This is a genomic window from Amycolatopsis dongchuanensis (assembly GCF_039542405.1).
Lineage (GTDB): Bacteria > Actinomycetota > Actinomycetes > Mycobacteriales > Pseudonocardiaceae > Amycolatopsis_E > Amycolatopsis_E sacchari.
On the sequence record NZ_BAABIB010000074.1, the window covers coordinates 61585 to 76894 of the forward strand.

Below are 15310 nucleotides of genomic sequence, written 5' to 3' on the forward strand. Positions count from 1 at the left end.
GGGTCACCTTTCTGTGGGGAGTGGTTTCCGGGGAGCGCGCGGCGCTACGTGATGTTCACGATCGTGCCGAGCGGCAGTTTGACGAGCTGTTCGAGCGCGTCCTGCGGCACACGGATGCAGCCGTCGCTGTTGGCCTTGCCGACGAAACTGTCGTTGGGCCACGTGTGCAGGCCGACGGTGCCCGGGCCACCGCCGAACGTTTCGAGGGAATCCGAGTGGTAGGAGAGCGGCAGCACGATGGGGCTGTAGGTGTTCTTCGTCTCCTCGATCGAGGCGATGATGTACGCGCGGCCGGCGGGCGTCGGGTGCTCCGGCTTGCCCGTGCCGATCGTCCACGAGCCGGTGGTCTTGCCGTTCTCCAGGATCTGCAGGCGGAACGAGGCGCGGTCGACCTGGACGGCGTAGTCGTTCTGCGCGGTTTCGGCGGCGCCCTCGGGTACGTGCACCCAGCCGGCGGAGGCGTTGGGACGGGTCGGCAGCAGCACCTCGGCCCACTCACCCTGCTCGGCGACCACGGGTACCCACGTCGGCGAGCCCATCTGGATGCTGGGCAGCTTCGCGATCGGCTTGCCGCCGACGCCCGCGTAGACCACGAGATCGCTCTTCGGGTGCAGCACCTTGCCGGCGGCCGCACCCGCGGCGGCCTGGGGGTCCGTGGGCGCGCCGGTGACGGTGCCGAAGGTGTTCGCCTCCGGCAGCTGGGTCAGGTCCTCCTGGGTCACCGCGACCGGCGCGACCTGGGTGGAGTCGTTCCCGGAACACGCGCCGGCCAGCAGGGCCAGCACTGCGACCCCAGCGACGGCGAACGTTTTCCGGGCGCGCGAAACCGCACTTCTCTGCATCTACCAATCCTCGGGACGACGACTGCGCACAGGAATTCCGCGGGCGGCGTCTCCCCCGGGGGACGCGGCGCACCGCCAGTGCGTCTTGCAACGGAAGTGTTATCAGCCGCCCGATCCGGTGATCAACTATCGGGTGTTTCATGTGGAATCTCCTGACCTGCGGAAACGTCGCATTTCCCGAGTTCGGCGAAAAAGTCCGGATACACCCGATCGGGTAAAAATCTGTAACGTCGAAGCCGCCGGTCAACCCCGGATGGGGGACGTGGAGGTGGCCCGAGGTGGGTGCCACGAGGGCCGGTGGGCACAATCGGCGGACGGAACCCGCTGTTCCCTTTGTCGAACACGTGTTCTAGACTTCGGCCGTCGTACCCCACGAAGAGGGAGACCTCACCCGCATGAGCTTGGACACCACGACCGCCCCGCAGGAGCAGGCGATCGACGAGGAGAGCGTCAAGACGTCCGCCCCTGCCGCGGAGAAGGCCGCCGAGCCCGCCGCCCCGGCTCCCGCCGAGGAGGAGAAGCCCAAGCGTGGCCGCCCGAAGGGCGCAGCCGCCCGCAAGACCCGCACGGTCGAGCTGACGCTCACCGTCACCGGCACCGCGGACGGCGACTGGCAGGCGGAACTCAAGCACGGCAGCACCTGGGTCGCCCGCGGGCTGGCCATCTCGGCCGCGGCCGTGTCGCGCGCGGCCAAGGAGCTGCACGAGGACCTGTCGACGCCGATCGACGAGGTGATCAACGAGGCCCGCGAACAGCAGCGTGCCAAGGTCGCGCAGCTGGAGGCGGAGCTGGAGCAGGCGAAGCAGGCCCTCGCCGAGCTCGACGCCTGACACCCCTGCCGCGGTAGCTGCTCGCCGAACCACGGCGAGCGGCTACCTGGCCGCCGGTGCCGGACTCGACACAGCGGCGGTCACCCGGCAGGATCCGGCGAGTGCGGAGGCGTCTGACGCCCGGCGCTCGCCCTGACCGCACCACCCCCGACTCGCCGGGGCGGATGTCCACTCGATCAGGCATCCGCCCCGGCGTTCTCGTCTCTGCCGGTCCACACGTGCCGTACGATCCGTATACAACGTGTATGGAGGGGGATCCGGGATGCAGGCGACCGCGAGAGGGACGTCAGGCCGCGACAAGGCCTACGAGTTCCTGAGGCGCACCGTGCTGACCGACCCCGCGATGGAGGGCGCCTTCATCAGCGAACAGGACGTCGCCGAGCAGGTCGGCGTCTCGCGCACGCCGGTCCGTGAGGCGCTGTTGCAGCTCGCCGCCGAGGACCTCGTCCAGCTCGTGCCCAACCGCGGAGCTTACGTGGCCCCGCTGAGCGGCCGTGACCTCCGCGAGCTGTTCGAGTTGCGCGGCATGATGGAGCGGTTCGCCGCACACAAGATCATCACGTTCCGCCGCCCCGCGCCCGTGGACGAGATGCGCGAGGTCATCAAGCAGCAGCGCGCCACCACGGCGGACCACGAGTTCATCACGCTCGACCACCACTTCCACAGCCTCATGGTCGACGCGGCGGGCAACGCGATGCTGTCCAAGGCGTACGCGAACCTGCGGGCCCGCCAGATCCGCGCGGGGCTCATCGCGCTGTCCCGCTCAGCCGACCGCCAGCACAAGGTGCTCAGCGAGCACGACGCGATCGTGCGGGCGCTCGCCGGCTACGACCTCGACTCGGCACTGGTCGCGATCGACTACCACCACCAGAAGACGCTGGAGCTTCAGCTCACGGCCACCTGAGGGCGCGCCTCCCGGGCGAGCACGACGCCGAGCACGCTCACCACTCCCGCGACCAGCACGTACAGCGCGAGCGCGAGCCACGTGCCGAACCCGGCCAGCAGGCTCGTGAACAGCAGCGGAGCCAGCGCACCACCGATGATGCCCGCCAGGGTGTACGCCAGTGAGCTGCCCGTGTACCGCAGGCGTTCCGAGAACTGCTCCGTCACCAGCGCCGCCTGCGGCCCGTACAACGCGGCGTGGATCACCAGCGCCACCACCACACCCAGCAGCACGGCGGGGAACGACCGCGTGGACACCAGCGGGAAGAACACGAACGGCCACGCGGCGGCGGCAACCGTCGCGACGAGGTACAGCCGCCGCCGGTCGACGCGGTCGGACAGGGCGCCGAACGCGGGCATCAGCACGAGCTGACCGGCCGAGCCGATCATCACCGCGGTGAGGCCCTGACCTCGCGACATGTGCAGTTCCTGCGTCATGTACGTCAGTACGAACACTGTGAACAACGCGTATAACACGTCAGGGCACACGCGGACGAAGATCGCGGCCAGCAGACCGCGCCGCTCGTACTTGAAGACCTCGGAGATCGGCGCGCGTGGCCGCTCACCGCTTTCGGCGATGCGCCGGAAGACCGGGGTCTCCTCGAGCTTCATCCGGATCCACAACCCGAATGCGACCAGTGCACCGGAGAGCAGGAACGCGACCCGCCACCCCCACGATTCGAACTGCGCTTCGGTCAGCACCGCGGACAGCAGGGCGAGTACACCGTTGGCGAGCAGGTTGCCCGCCGGCGGTCCGACCTGGGCCGCGGAGGACCAGAAACCGCGTTTCGCCGGGTCACCGAACTCGCTGGAGAGCAGCACCGCGCCGCCCCACTCCCCGCCGATGCCCACACCCTGCGCGAAACGCAGCAGCACGAGCAGGACGGCCGCGAGCGCCCCGACGTTCTGGTACGTCGGCAGCACCCCGATGAGGAACGTCGCGACACCGGTCAGCAGCAGGGTCGACACGAGGACGCGCTTCCGGCCGAGCACGTCACCGAGCCGCCCGAAGACGAAGCCGCCGAGCGGGCGGGACAGATAGCCGACCGCATACGTCGAGAATGCGGCCATCGTGCCGACGAGCGGGTCGCCCGCGGGGAAGAACTGGTGCCCGAACACCGTCGCGGCGGCCACGGAGTAGGCCGCGAAGTCGTACCACTCCAGCGAGGTACCGGACAGGCTCGCGACGAAGGCGCGGCGCAGCGACGCCGCGTCCACCGCAGGTGGGGCAGAGGTCATTGCTCACATCCTGGGTTCCGGGGTTGACTCGGTTGCGGTAATACTCGTTGTATACAACCTGCATGCGCAAGCCCTGGCGGGTAAGAACTGCGTTACCGGAACGGAGAGGGCCATGACCGAACTGCGCTTCGAGCTACCTGACGGCACCACCGAGGGCATCCATGTGCACACGTTGCTCAACGGCGGATACGCGGGCCGCAACCAGGAGGACGTGGCCGCACACGTGGCGGAGCTGGCCGAACTCGGCGTGCCGGCGCCGGCGAGCACACCCGCGCTCTACGCGATCGCGCCCTACCTGGCCCAGCAGACCGACGAGGTGCCGGTGCAGCACGGCCGCACCTCCGGCGAGGCCGAATGGGCGCTCGTCATCACGGGTCCCGAGCCGGGTGACGTGCTACTCACCGCCGCCTGCGACCACACCGACCGCGAGCTGGAGGTGCACGGGGTCGCGTGGAGCAAGAACGCCGGGCTCGACGTGCTGGCCCGGCAGGCCTGGCGGCTGACCGACGTGGCCGACCGGATCGACTCGCTCACCCTGCGGGCGTGGGTCGACGACGACGTCCTCATCCAGGACGGGAAGCTCGCCGAACTGCTGCCGCCGGAGTACTGGCTGAACTTCCTCGCCGACCGGGGCCTGCGGGAACCGGGGGTCGCGGTCCTGTCCGGCACCATCCCGATGCTGCCCGGCGTCGACCAGTTCGCCGGCCGGTGGCGGGTGGAACTGGGCGACCCGGCGACGGGCCGCGCGATCGAGCTGTCCTACCGGGTGCGGCGACTGCCGGAGTTCGGCGAGAAATAGCCGGGAATTGGGATTTAGGTTAGCCGAAACTAACTGAGGATTCCCTTTTCCGGGCAGTCGGACTATAGCAGCGTGCCTGTGTTTCAATAATGCGGTGACGGAAACACGGGACCCCGCGTCCACCCACTCGCGCGAACCGCACCACGACAGTCTCGGCAGCAGGCTGAACTGGCTGCGTGCGGGCGTTCTCGGGGCCAATGACGGCATCGTGTCGGTGGCCGGGATCGTGGTCGGGGTGGCCGGTGCGACCACGGACCACACGGCGGTGTTGATGGCCGGAATTGCCGGGCTCGTCGCCGGTGCGCTTTCCATGGCGGGCGGGGAATACGTCTCGGTGAGCACCCAGCGCGATACCGAGCGGGCGATGCTCCAGCTGGAAAAAGAAGAACTGAAAACGATGCCGGAAGCCGAGGAACGCGAACTCGCCGGGATCTACGAGGACAAGGGCCTGTCGCCGGAGCTGGCGGCGCAGGTGGCCAGGGAGCTGACCGAAAAGGACGCTCTGCAGGCGCACGCCGAGGCCGAGCTCCACATCGACCCCGACGAGCTGACCAGCCCGTGGCAGGCCGCGGGAGCGTCGTTCCTGTCGTTCTCCGTCGGCGCGCTGCTGCCGCTGCTCGCGATCGCGTTGCCGCCGTTGTCGTGGCGCGTGTGGACCTGCGTCCTCGCCGTGGTCGCCGGGCTGTTCCTCACCGGTTACGTCAGCGCCCGGCTCGGCAACGCGCGGGCCCGCAGGGCGGTGCTGCGCAACGTCGGGGTCGGCCTGCTGACGATGCTGGTGACGTACTACGTCGGGGCGTTGTTCGACGTGGCGGTCAGTTAGCGGTCCGGGTGGCGGACAGGAGCAGGCACAAAACCGGGAAGACCTAGCTCCCGCCGCCTGGCCCCTCGTAGGAGACGATCGCTTCCCGCAGCTCCTCCCGCACCTCCGCGTTGTCGTTCAGCACGGGAAACATGCCGGGACTGGCCGCGAGCCCCCAGGCCGCTTCGAAGGACGGCAGCGGGAGCGGGAAGTCGAACCACCGGGTGCGCACTGACGTGAACCCGGCCTCGTGCAGCAGCCGTTCCCTGGCGTCGGGGCCTGCCAGGGACGGCTGGACGACCGGGTTCGGCAGGGAGTCCGGCGGCAGGTGCCGGGCGAGGACGGTCTCTGTCGCGGACCACAACGGGTTGGCCCGCATGTCCACGTACGCGGCGAGGCCAAGAACGCCGCCGGGCCTGAGGATGCGGGCGGTCTCCCTGACCGTCTTGCCGGGCTCGCCCACCTGCAGCACCCCGAACAGCGACACCGCCACGTCGGCGGAGGCGTCCTCCAGAGCGAGGTCCTCGATCGACATGACCTCGAACCGGGCGTTGTCAGGAGCGTTCGCCCGTGCCCGTTCGACGAGGCCGGGCGCGTGGTCCACGCCGAGCACGGAGACGTCCGGGCGGCGTGCGGCGAGGGCGAGGCCCAGCTGCCCGGCGCCACAGGCGAAGTCCACGACGAACGCGCCCGGCGGGACCGTGATGGAGTCGAGCACGGCTTCGACCACAGGGTTGCCCGGCATGGCCGCATCCTGCCACCCGCCGGCCCCGCGAACGCCGGATCAGCGCACGCCCGACATCAGCTTCCGCACGAACGGGCTGATCAGCGCGAGCAGCACACCGACGACGACGGCGATCCCGCCGATGATCCCGAAGTACGGGGTCTCGTCGTCGGCGCTGTAGTACTGCGCGAGCGAACCCGACAGCGCCGTGCCGAGCGACACCGACAGGAAGAACAACGCGACCATCTGCGTCCGGAACGCCTCGGGCGCGAGCTTCGTCGCCAGCGAGAGCCCGACCGGCGAGAGCAACAGCTCGGCGATCGTGAACACGAGCAGGATGCCGACGAGCGCGAGGAGCGGCGCGCTGTTCGGCCCGCCGCCCGCCAGCGGCAGGAACAGCAGGAACGCCACGCCCATGATCCCGGTGCCGAGCGCGAACTTGATCGGCGTCGACGGCTGGCGCCGCGCCAGCTTCGTCCACAGCAGGGCGAACACCGGCGCCAGCACGATGATGAAGACCGGGTTGATCGACTGCACCCACGAGACCGGCATCTCCCAGCCGAACAGGTTCCGGTCCAGCCGCTTGTCCGAGTAGACCTCGACGACGGTGAACTGCTGCTGGTAGAGCGACCAGAACACGACGCTCGCGATGAACATCGGGATGAACGACAGCACCCGCTTGCGCTCGACCGCCGTGATCTTGCGGCTGGTCAGGATGACGGCGAAGTAGATCACCGCCGCGACGGCGACGACCCACACCACGACGTCCGACAGGTTGGCCGCCGTGACGACGCCGGTGAGCAGCGCGACGACGATCACCGCCACCACGAGGACGAGCACACCGATCGCATGCGGGCGGTTCTTCCGCGGGAGCGGGTTGGGCACGGCGCGCGCCGAGTCCGGCAGGTTGCGCCGGCCCAGCGTGTACTGCACGAGCCCGAGCGCCATACCGATCGCGGCCAGCCCGAACCCGAGGTGGAAACCGACGTTGCTCTGCGCGAGGCCGGTGAGCAGCGGCCCGACGAAGCTGCCGAGGTTGATGCCCATGTAGAACAGGCTGAAACCGCCGTCACGACGCTCGTCGTGCTCGGTATACAACGTGCCCACGACCGACGTCGCGTTGCCCTTGAGCCCGCCACTGCCGAGCGCCACGCACACGAGCCCGACACCCACGCCGAGGTAGCCCGGCAGCACCGCGAGCGCGATGTGCCCGACCATGATCAGCACGGCGCTGTAGAACAACGTGCGTTCGGCGCCGAGCAGCCGGTCGGCGACCCAGGCCCCCGCGATCGTCGACAGGTACACCAGCCCGCCGTACGCGCCGACGATGCTGGTGGCGGTGGTCTCCGCCATCGCCAGCCCGCCCTCGGCGACGGAGTAGTACAGGTAGATGGGCAGGATGCCCAGCATCCCGTAGTAGGAGAAGCGCTCCCACGCCTCGACCCCGAAGAGGTTCGCCAGTCCGAGCGGGTGGCCGAAGAACCTGGTGTCCCGTTTCGCCTCGGTGGAGGTGGCCATTCGCCGACCCGTCCAATCCACTTGACAACGTTGGCAATTCACATACTAGGACGCTCGTACTGTTACCTGTAGAGTGGGTGGAGGTGCGCCGGGAAGTCTGGTCGGCAAGACTCCGTCCAACCGACCCCGAAAGAGCGCCCGTGCAGAAGCCCCGTGCCATCGCCGGAGAATTCGCCCGCTACCTGCGCACTGAGACCACCGGCGGGCTGATCCTGCTCGTCGCCACCGCGGTGGCCCTGCTCTGGGCGAACTCGCCGTGGGGCGACGCCTATCGCGGACTGCGGGATTTCACGATCGGACCACATTTCCTGCACCTCGACCTGTCCGTCGGCGACTGGGCGAAGGACGGCCTGCTCGCCCTGTTCTTCTTCGTCGCCGGGCTCGAGCTCAAGCGCGAACTCGTCATCGGGGAGCTGTCCCGGTTCAAGCAGGCGGTGCTGCCGGTGGTGGCGGCGCTGGGCGGGATGGTCGTGCCGGTGTTGCTCGCACTGGGCGTGGCCTGGGGCTCGGCCGGCATCGACCGCGGCTGGGCGATCCCCGTGGCCACCGACATCGCGTTCGCGCTCGGCGTCCTCGCGCTGACCGGTTCGAACCTCCCGGGCAGCGCACGGGTGTTCCTGCTGTCGCTGGCCGTCGTGGACGACCTCGGCGCGATCCTCGTCATCGCCGTGCTGTTCACCAGCCACTTCAACCTGGTCGCGGCCGCCGTCGCACTGGCTGCATGCGCGTTGTATGCACTGCTCCAGCGCCGCCGGGTGCGCACGCCGTGGCTTTACGTGCCCCTCGCCGTCATCACCTGGGTAGCCGTGCATACAACCGGTATTCACGCGACGATCGCCGGCGTCGTGCTGGGCCTGCTGACCCGCGTCCGCCCGGACCCCGGCGAGGACGAGGCGCCCGCGCTCCGCCTGGAGCACCGGCTGCAGCCGTGGTCGGCCGCCGTCGCGGTGCCGGTATTCGCATTGTTCGCCGCCGGGATCGAGGTCGACGCGAACTCGCTGTCGGAGGTGTTCACCACAGCCCTCCCGCTCGCGGTGCTGCTCGGGCTCGTCGTCGGCAAGGCCGTCGGCATCCTCGGGGCCTCCGCGCTCGCCGTCTCACTCGGGTTCGCCGAGCGGCCGCGCGGCACCGGCTGGCGGGACATCGGCGCGTTGTCGCTGCTCGGCGGGGTCGGGTTCACGGTGAGCCTGCTGATCGCGGAGCTGGCGCTGACCGGTGCGGCGAGCGAGCGCGCCAAGACCGCCGTCCTCCTGGCGTCCGCGATCGCCTCGCTCGCCGGGGCGGCCGTGCTCCTCCGGCGCAACAAAGTGCACGGCGCGCGGGAGGACTGACCGAGCCGGGCGGGGCGGCACATGGCACGATGACCCCCGTGAGCAGCCAGGAGCACGAACGCAACGGCCCAGACGGCCTCGGGGCCGTGCCCTACATCCCCCTGTCCAAGGACGACGGCACCGCCGACGGCGAGCAGTCGATCGGCAGCCTCGTCAGCCAGGCGACCCAGCACCTGTCCACGCTGGTGCGCGCCGAGGTCGAGCTGGCCAAGTCCGAGGTCGCGGGCGAGGTCAAGAAGGGGATCAAGGGCAGCGTCTTCTTCGTCATCGCGGGCGTGGTCGGGCTCTACAGCTCGTTCTTCTTCTTTTTCTTCCTCGGCGAGCTGCTGTCCGAGTGGCTGAAGCGCTGGGCCGCGTTCCTCATCGTGTTCGGCCTGATGCTCCTGGTCACCGTGCTGTTCGCGCTGCTGGGCTGGCGCAAGCTGAAGAAGATCAGGGCGCCCGAGCGCACGATCACGAGCGTCAAGGACACCGCCGCGGCGCTCAAGCCCCGGCGTGAGGCCGCCGTCGCCGAGCGCGGCTGACCCACCCCCTCCCCGTGCAGCCGCCCGATCCGTCCAGCGTCCGGGTTGACGGCCCCTGGACGCACCGCGACGTGTCCGCCAACGGCATCCGGCTGCACGTCGCCGAGGCGGGCACGGGCCCGCTGGTGTTGCTGCTGCACGGCTTCGCCGAGTTCTGGTGGGCCTGGCGGCACCAGCTGGTGTCGCTGTCCGACGCCGGTTTCCGCGTCGTGGCCGCGGACCTGCGCGGGTACGGGGACTCCGACAAGCCGCCACGCGGTTACGACGCCTGGACCCTCGCCGGGGACGTCGCCGGCCTCGTCCGCGCGCTCGGGGAACGACGCGCGCACCTCGTCGGGCACGCGTGGGGCGGCATGCTCGCCTGGACCGCCGCCGCGTTGCACCCCCGGCTCGTCGCCTCGGTGAGCGTCCTGGGGGGCGCGCACCCGCTGGCGTTCCGCTCGGCCGTGGGCCGCACCGCGCTGCGGCGCGGCCGGAGCCAGACCCGCGCGATGGGCCACCTCTTCCGCTTCCAGCTGCCGATGCTCCCCGAGCGCCGCCTGGTCGCCGACGACGCCGCGCTCGTCGAGACCCTCCTGCGCGCCTGGTCCGGGCCGGAGTGGCCGCGGGCCGACGACTTCGCCGAGACCGCGCGGCGCTTCCGGCACGCGATGCTCGTGCCCGGGGTCGCGCACAGCGCGCTCGAGTACTACCGCTGGGCCTTCCGGGCCCAGTTCCGCGGCGAGGGCCGCCGGTTCGCCGACGCCGTCGGTACCCGCGTCGCGGCTCCGGTGCTGCAGATCCACGGCGAGGCCGATACGTGCGTGCTGCCCGAGACCGCCCGTGAGTCGGCGCCGTGGCACGGTCCGTACTCGCGCTTCGAGACGCTTTCCGGCGTCGGGCACTTCCCGCACCTGGAGGACCCGGCGCGGACCGACAAAGTCCTTCTCGAATTTCTAGGCGGCGCAGGAACCGGTGCTGACGCGCGCGCTTAGCGTGGGCGCGGCCTCGATCACCGGGGCGACCTGCTGGGCGGTCAGGGTGAAGCCCGTGTCGGGGTCCTCGACGGACGCGCCGAACACGACGCCGACCACCTCGCCCTGCGGGTTCACCAGCGGACCACCCGAGTTGCCGCTGCGCACCTGCGCCCGCACGGTGAACACGTCACGGCGCACGGTGCGCGAGTCGTAGATGTCGGGGCCCTGCAAGGTGATCTCGTTGCGGATGCGGCCCGCGGTCGCCGTGTACGGGCCGTCCAGCGGGTAACCGAGCACGATCGCGTCATCGCCCGCCTTGCCCCGGGAGGACGCGATCCGCAGCGGCGGGGCCTGCAGCCGGGGCACGGCGAGCACCGCGACGTCGACCTCGGGGTCGAAGTAGATCACCCGGGCGGGCAGCCTGCCCTGCGAGGTCTCGACCGCCGTCTCGTCCGTGCCCGCCACCACGTGTGCGTTGGTCATCACGCGCTGGGGCGCCACGACGAACCCGCTGCCCTCCAGCGCGCGGGAGCACGACGACGCCGTGCCGCGGATCTTGAGCACGCTGCCCCGCAGCTGCTGCGCGACCGTGCTGTTCTGCAGGCTCGTGTCCGGCGGGGCGACCTCGTTGATCTGCGTCTTCTGGAACGGGTCCACAATGGACGGGAAGCCGGAGACGTCGAGCAGCTTGCGCAGGTCGGCGGGCAGCCCCTCGGCCGCGGGCGGCATCGCCTTGTCCACCGCGCCGAGCACGGCCGAGTTGTTGATCGCCTTCGCCAGGCCCGGCAGGCCCGCGACGCCGGTGAGCGGCACCGCGATCAGCCACGCCACGACGAACACCACGACGGCCTGCACGATCGCGCCGAGCGTCTGGTCGATCCCGCTGAGCTTGTCGGTGTTGATCCGGCTCTTCACGGCGTGCTTGACGCGCCTGCCGAGCCACACGCCCAGCGTTTCGCCCAGCGCCACCAGGAACACGACGGTCGCCACCGCGAACGCGACCTTCGCCGCCGGGTTGTCGAACAGCTGCACGACCAGCGGCGCGATGCGGATGCCGAGCACCGCGCCACCGATGACGCCCACCAGCGCGGGCAGCGCGATCACGACGCCCTGGCGCGCGCCGGAGATGGCGGCGAGCAGTGCCAGGACGATCACCAGGACGTCGACCCAGTTCATCGTGTCTCCCAATCGTGCTCGCGCAGTGCGGCTTCGAGGTCGCGGACGTCGCCGCGGTTCCACTCGCGCTCCCACCCGCCGAGGGAGAGCAGTACCGACAACAGACCCGCCGTGAACCCCCACACGAACAGCCCGTCCACGGCGAACGCGGGCCCGACGTAACCCTGCCGCCGGACCTGGAAGCGGTTCGCCGGGTCAGCGAGGTCGCGTACCGCGACCCTCGCCACCGCGGCCGTCTCGCCGGGGTCGACGGCGTGCACCGGCGAGGGGGTCTGCCAGTGCGCGAGCACCGGCGTCACGGCGAAGCGCGAAACCGGGACGAACAGCTCGGGCAGCACGGCGACGGGCCGGACACCGGCGGGGTCGACCCCCGTCTCCTCCTCCGCCTCGCGCAGTGCGGTGTCGACCGGGTCCTCGCCGTCCTCGGCCCCTCCGCCGGGGAAGGCGACCTGACCGGCGTGGGAACCGAGCGTGTCGGCCCGCCGCAGGAGCAGGACGTCGGGGCCGCGGGGGCCTTCGCCGAAGAGGATCAGCACGGAGGCCGAGCGGGTGTACTCGCCGTTCGGCGGCGAGAAGCGGGTGAACGTGCGCGAGTCGACCTCGCCGCTGATCTCGACCAGCGGGCGCAGCCAGGCGGGGACCGAGCCCGCATCGACGAGCGGACCGGTCACGAAGGACTCTCCACGGCCTGGCGCACCGCGTCAGGGTTGCCGAAGGTCGGTGGGTTCCGGATGAAATGCACCTGCCCGTCCGGCGTGACCAGGTAGGACACGGGCAGCCACGACGGCACGCGCAGCGCCTCGCGCACGGGCCCGGTCGTCCCCTCGCCGTCGAAGACGCTGGGCAGGTGCACGTTCAGGTCCTTGAGCAGCGCGAGGCCGTCGGCCTGCGAGCTGGCGGCCTGCACGAGCAGCACCTGCGCTGCCCCGGGCTGCGCGGCGTACTCGGCCAGCACCGGCAGTTCGGTTCTGCACGGGACGCACCACGTCGCCCACACGTTGACGAGCGTGGTCTTCCCCGCCAGCGCGCTGCCCACATCGACCGCCGAGCCGTCGCCGAGGCACTGCGCGGACACCCCCTTGAACTGCGCGACCTCGCCGTTGCCGGCGGGGCACGGCGGGAGCGCGGCGGCGGCGCGGGCGGCGGTCAGGTCGGGACCGGCGGCGTTGCGGGTGCCATCGGTGCGCGGCAGCACGGCGATGATCACGCCGAGCACCAGCACGCCGACCACGAGCGCCCACTTGGTCGCCCTGGTCACGACGGCCGCACCATCGCGAGGATGTGCTCCCGCTCAGGGCCCTTGACCAGCTTCGCCGCTTCCTCGAACCCGGTGGGCCCGGTGCCGTAGGACGGGCAGTCGCGCGCGAGGGGACACGCACCGCACGCCGGTTTCCGCGCGTGGCAGACCCGGCGGCCGTGGAAGATCACGCGGTGGGACAGCATCGTCCACTCCTTGCGGGGGATGAGCTCACCGACCGCGTGCTCGACCTTCACCGGGTCCTCTTCGGACGTCCAGCCCCAGCGCCGCACCAGCCTGCCGAAGTGGGTGTCGACGGTGATGCCGGGGATGTCGAAGGCGTTGCCGAGCACGACGTTCGCGGTCTTGCGGCCGACGCCGGGCAGCGTGACGAGGTCTTCGAGCTTGTCCGGCACCTCGCCGCCGTACCGCTCGACGAGCGCGGCGCCCAGCCCCATCAGCGAATTGGCCTTCGCGCGGAAGAAACCGGTGGGACGCAGCAGTTCTTCGAGTTCGGCGCGGTCCGCGGCGGCGTAGTCGGCCGCGGTCTTGTACCGCGCGAAGACGGCGGGCGTGACCTCGTTGACCCGCACGTCCGTGGTCTGCGCGGACAGCACGACGGCGACCAGGAGTTCCAGCGGGTTGGTGAAGTCCAGTTCCGCGTGCGCGTCCGGAAATTCCTCGGTGAGACGACGCAGCATGCGCCGAGCGCGTCTCACGAGAGCGAGCCTGCTCTCCCCGGCACCCTTCCGGGGTACGTAACGAACGGCGGGTGGCACCCCGATAGCCTACGGAAGGCACCTGGAGTGCTTCCCGGTGGCCGACTGCCACAACCGAACGCACTGGCGCGAGAACCGAGCCCACTCAAGCGAGGATCTGAAGTCGATGACCGTCTGGTTCGTAGTAGCCGTGCCCCTCGTGATGATGTTCTTCGCGCTGGCGATGGAGCGCGTCGAGAGCCGCCTCAAGCACGTGGCCGTGCAGGAGGAGGAGGTCGAGGAGTTCCTGGAGCAGGCCCGGCCCAACGAGGTCAGGGCGCTCTACGGGCACGGCATCGGGCGGGCGCTGGAGCTGTTCCGGCTGCGCCGGCTCGGGGGGCGAGCGGCGAAGCTCCGGTCACGCCGCGCACAGGACTGACCCTTGTGAGTTAGGGGAGCCTCGCCTCTTACATACCCTCGGTCAACTCGCCGTGTGCAGCGGTTAAGCTGGCTGATCGGACGAGATCGTCACCACCCTCCTGGGCGTTCGCACGCCGCCACCCGGCGAGCCGTGCGGCGATCTCGCCCGAACGGCCTAGACTGCACGCAAGTGATCGGTGACACGCTCCTGCACCGGGGGCGCTGCCGCCACCAATGAGGAGGCACGAGGTGGACGAGACCCTGGCCCGGGCGGGCATCTTCCAGGGGGTCGAACCGGCCGCGGCCGAGGCGCTCGCGCAGACCTTGGAGACCGTGGAGTTCCCCCGGGGTCACGTGATCTTCACCGAGGGCGAACCGGGCGACAAGCTGTACATCATCCTGTCCGGCAAGGTCAAGATCGGCCGGAAGTCGCCGGACGGGCGCGAGAACCTGCTGTGGATCGCGGGCCCGTCCGACATGTTCGGCGAGCTGTCGATCTTCGACCCGGGTCCGCGCACGTCGAGCGCGACGACCGTGACCGAGGTGCGTGCGGTGACGATGGACCGCCCCTCGCTGCGGAAGTGGATCTCGACGCGGCCGGAGATCGCCGAGCAGCTGCTGCGCGTGATCGCGCGGAGGCTGCGCCGGACGAACAACATGGTCGCCGAGCTGATCTTCACCGACGTGCCGGGCCGCGTGGCGCGGGCGCTGCTGCAGCTGGCGCAGCGCTTCGGCAGCCAGGAGGCGGGCATCCTCCGGGTCACCCACGACCTGACGCAGGAGGAGATCGCCCAGTACGTCGGCGCGAGCCGCGAGACGGTCAACAAGGCCCTCGCCGACTTCGCCCACCGGGGCTGGCTCCGCCTGGAAGGCAAGTCCGTCCTGATCCTCGACCCAGAACGCCTAGCCCGCCGCGCCCGCTAAGCGCGAAACCCCCAACAGCGGCACGCCCCCACACCAACCCGCACCGACCCTCACCGCACAAGGTAAGCGAGCGCCAGCGAGCAATACCGAAGGCGACACCCGCACCCAACCCGCACCGGGACGGGGGGTCCAGGGGGGCGGAGCCCCTCCTGGCGGGGGTTTGGGGGTCCGACCCCCAATGCGATGCCGAAGTGAACCCGGCGAAGCGAGCGCCAGCGAGCGAGCAGGGTTCACGCTGAACGAAGGGCCGGGCGCCACCCCCGACGTGGCGCACCGGCCCTTCGCTGTGCGCGAGCCATCCCCCGACGGATCGCGCTCCCCGCCCTCCGGAATTTAGGCCCCGACCCG

Annotated in this window: 17 protein-coding genes; 9 read left to right on the forward strand and 8 right to left on the reverse strand. The window is 70.5% G+C overall.

The genetic code is table 11. The annotated features are described in order from the left end of the window. Positions 1-44: 44 nt before the first annotated feature. On the reverse strand, positions 45-842 hold the full coding sequence (locus ABFX51_RS17495; RefSeq protein ID WP_091508386.1) for a L,D-transpeptidase: 798 nt from the start codon (positions 840-842) through the stop codon (positions 45-47). Positions 843-1237: 395 nt separating this feature from the next. Here ABFX51_RS17495 and ABFX51_RS17500 point away from each other — a divergent pair, with 395 nt between their 5' ends. Then, positions 1238-1672 carry a DUF6319 family protein gene (locus tag ABFX51_RS17500; RefSeq protein ID WP_091508385.1) on the forward strand — a complete coding sequence of 145 codons (435 nt, stop codon included), beginning with the start codon at positions 1238-1240 and terminating at the stop codon, positions 1670-1672. 262 nt (positions 1673-1934) lie between these two features. Then, on the forward strand, positions 1935-2576 hold the full coding sequence (locus ABFX51_RS17505) for a GntR family transcriptional regulator (protein ID WP_091508383.1): 642 nt from the start codon (positions 1935-1937) through the stop codon (positions 2574-2576). On the opposite strand, the gene ABFX51_RS17510 is transcribed toward ABFX51_RS17505, so the two are convergent. After that, positions 2558-3853 carry an MFS transporter gene (locus ABFX51_RS17510; protein ID WP_346054257.1) on the reverse strand — a complete coding sequence of 432 codons (1296 nt, stop codon included), beginning with the start codon at positions 3851-3853 and terminating at the stop codon, positions 2558-2560. The genes ABFX51_RS17505 and ABFX51_RS17510 overlap by 19 nt on opposite strands. Before the next feature lie 112 nt (positions 3854-3965). Here ABFX51_RS17510 and ABFX51_RS17515 point away from each other — a divergent pair, with 112 nt between their 5' ends. After that, a complete protein-coding gene (locus ABFX51_RS17515) occupies positions 3966-4652 on the forward strand; it encodes a DUF2848 domain-containing protein (RefSeq protein ID WP_091508380.1) in 687 nt (228 codons plus the stop codon). Positions 4653-4746: 94 nt separating this feature from the next. Then, complete coding sequence (locus ABFX51_RS17520) at positions 4747-5475, forward strand: VIT1/CCC1 transporter family protein (protein WP_091508378.1); 729 nt, start codon at positions 4747-4749, stop codon at positions 5473-5475. Positions 5476-5518: 43 nt separating this feature from the next. On the opposite strand, the gene ABFX51_RS17525 is transcribed toward ABFX51_RS17520, so the two are convergent. Continuing rightward, entirely contained in the window at positions 5519-6199 is a 681-nt protein-coding gene (locus tag ABFX51_RS17525; RefSeq protein WP_091508376.1) for a class I SAM-dependent methyltransferase, read from the reverse strand. A 39-nt stretch (positions 6200-6238) separates the two neighbouring features. Continuing rightward, positions 6239-7696 (reverse strand): peptide MFS transporter, encoded by a 1458-nt coding sequence (locus tag ABFX51_RS17530; RefSeq protein WP_091508375.1) that lies wholly within the window; start codon positions 7694-7696, stop codon positions 6239-6241. Positions 7697-7836: 140 nt separating this feature from the next. Between ABFX51_RS17530 and nhaA the strand changes: the two genes are divergently transcribed. Genes nhaA through ABFX51_RS17545 form a run of 3 tightly spaced genes read left to right on the forward strand, consistent with a single transcriptional unit; the run spans position 7837 to position 10525 of the window. Then, positions 7837-9027: a Na+/H+ antiporter NhaA gene (gene nhaA / locus ABFX51_RS17535; RefSeq protein WP_091508373.1), complete on the forward strand. Its 1191-nt coding sequence runs from the start codon at positions 7837-7839 to the stop codon at positions 9025-9027. Positions 9028-9056: 29 nt separating this feature from the next. After that, entirely contained in the window at positions 9057-9551 is a 495-nt protein-coding gene (locus ABFX51_RS17540) for a phage holin family protein (protein ID WP_177228732.1), read from the forward strand. Between the two features lie 14 nt (positions 9552-9565). Continuing rightward, a complete protein-coding gene (locus tag ABFX51_RS17545) occupies positions 9566-10525 on the forward strand; it encodes an alpha/beta fold hydrolase (protein ID WP_091508372.1) in 960 nt (319 codons plus the stop codon). Here the strand turns inward: ABFX51_RS17545 and ABFX51_RS17550 are convergent. Genes ABFX51_RS17550 through nth form a run of 4 tightly spaced genes read right to left on the reverse strand, consistent with a single transcriptional unit; the run spans position 10487 to position 13621 of the window. Next, positions 10487-11683 carry a MarP family serine protease gene (locus ABFX51_RS17550; protein ID WP_346054258.1) on the reverse strand — a complete coding sequence of 399 codons (1197 nt, stop codon included), beginning with the start codon at positions 11681-11683 and terminating at the stop codon, positions 10487-10489. The genes ABFX51_RS17545 and ABFX51_RS17550 overlap by 39 nt on opposite strands. Continuing rightward, complete coding sequence (locus tag ABFX51_RS17555; RefSeq protein ID WP_346054259.1) at positions 11680-12354, reverse strand: NUDIX hydrolase; 675 nt, start codon at positions 12352-12354, stop codon at positions 11680-11682. The genes ABFX51_RS17550 and ABFX51_RS17555 overlap by 4 nt, the downstream gene beginning before the upstream one ends. Then, the gene (locus tag ABFX51_RS17560; RefSeq protein WP_346054260.1) at positions 12351-12941 is read right to left on the reverse strand and encodes a TlpA family protein disulfide reductase; all 591 of its coding nucleotides are present in this window, start codon (positions 12939-12941) and stop codon (positions 12351-12353) included. Before ABFX51_RS17560 ends, ABFX51_RS17555 begins: the two co-directional genes overlap by 4 nt. Next, the gene (gene nth / locus ABFX51_RS17565; RefSeq protein ID WP_346054266.1) at positions 12938-13621 is read right to left on the reverse strand and encodes an endonuclease III; all 684 of its coding nucleotides are present in this window, start codon (positions 13619-13621) and stop codon (positions 12938-12940) included. Before nth ends, ABFX51_RS17560 begins: the two co-directional genes overlap by 4 nt. A gap of 184 nt (positions 13622-13805) precedes the next feature. On the opposite strand from nth, the gene ABFX51_RS17570 reads away from it, so the two are divergent. Together ABFX51_RS17570 and ABFX51_RS17575 are read left to right on the forward strand one after the other, a co-directional pair. Continuing rightward, positions 13806-14057 carry a hypothetical protein gene (locus tag ABFX51_RS17570; RefSeq protein ID WP_091508363.1) on the forward strand — a complete coding sequence of 84 codons (252 nt, stop codon included), beginning with the start codon at positions 13806-13808 and terminating at the stop codon, positions 14055-14057. 230 nt (positions 14058-14287) lie between these two features. After that, positions 14288-14962 carry a Crp/Fnr family transcriptional regulator gene (locus ABFX51_RS17575; protein WP_091508361.1) on the forward strand — a complete coding sequence of 225 codons (675 nt, stop codon included), beginning with the start codon at positions 14288-14290 and terminating at the stop codon, positions 14960-14962. The last annotated feature ends 348 nt before the right edge of the window (positions 14963-15310 follow it).

What these genes read in the sequence shown, in the direction of transcription:
- ABFX51_RS17495 (WP_091508386.1), bottom strand. Translation starts at nt 842, where the DNA reads ATGCAGAGAAGTGCGGTTTCGCGCGCCCGGAAAACGTTCGCCGTCGCT.
- ABFX51_RS17500 (WP_091508385.1), top strand. Translation starts at nt 1,238, where the DNA reads ATGAGCTTGGACACCACGACCGCCCCGCAGGAGCAGGCGATCGACGAG.
- ABFX51_RS17505 (WP_091508383.1), top strand. Translation starts at nt 1,935, where the DNA reads ATGCAGGCGACCGCGAGAGGGACGTCAGGCCGCGACAAGGCCTACGAG.
- ABFX51_RS17510 (WP_346054257.1), bottom strand. Translation starts at nt 3,853, where the DNA reads ATGACCTCTGCCCCACCTGCGGTGGACGCGGCGTCGCTGCGCCGCGCC.
- ABFX51_RS17515 (WP_091508380.1), top strand. Translation starts at nt 3,966, where the DNA reads ATGACCGAACTGCGCTTCGAGCTACCTGACGGCACCACCGAGGGCATC.
- ABFX51_RS17525 (WP_091508376.1), bottom strand. Translation starts at nt 6,199, where the DNA reads ATGCCGGGCAACCCTGTGGTCGAAGCCGTGCTCGACTCCATCACGGTC.
- ABFX51_RS17530 (WP_091508375.1), bottom strand. Translation starts at nt 7,696, where the DNA reads ATGGCCACCTCCACCGAGGCGAAACGGGACACCAGGTTCTTCGGCCAC.
- ABFX51_RS17540 (WP_177228732.1), top strand. Translation starts at nt 9,057, where the DNA reads ATGACCCCCGTGAGCAGCCAGGAGCACGAACGCAACGGCCCAGACGGC.
- ABFX51_RS17550 (WP_346054258.1), bottom strand. Translation starts at nt 11,683, where the DNA reads ATGAACTGGGTCGACGTCCTGGTGATCGTCCTGGCACTGCTCGCCGCC.
- nth (WP_346054266.1), bottom strand. Translation starts at nt 13,621, where the DNA reads ATGCTGCGTCGTCTCACCGAGGAATTTCCGGACGCGCACGCGGAACTG.
- ABFX51_RS17570 (WP_091508363.1), top strand. Translation starts at nt 13,806, where the DNA reads ATGACCGTCTGGTTCGTAGTAGCCGTGCCCCTCGTGATGATGTTCTTC.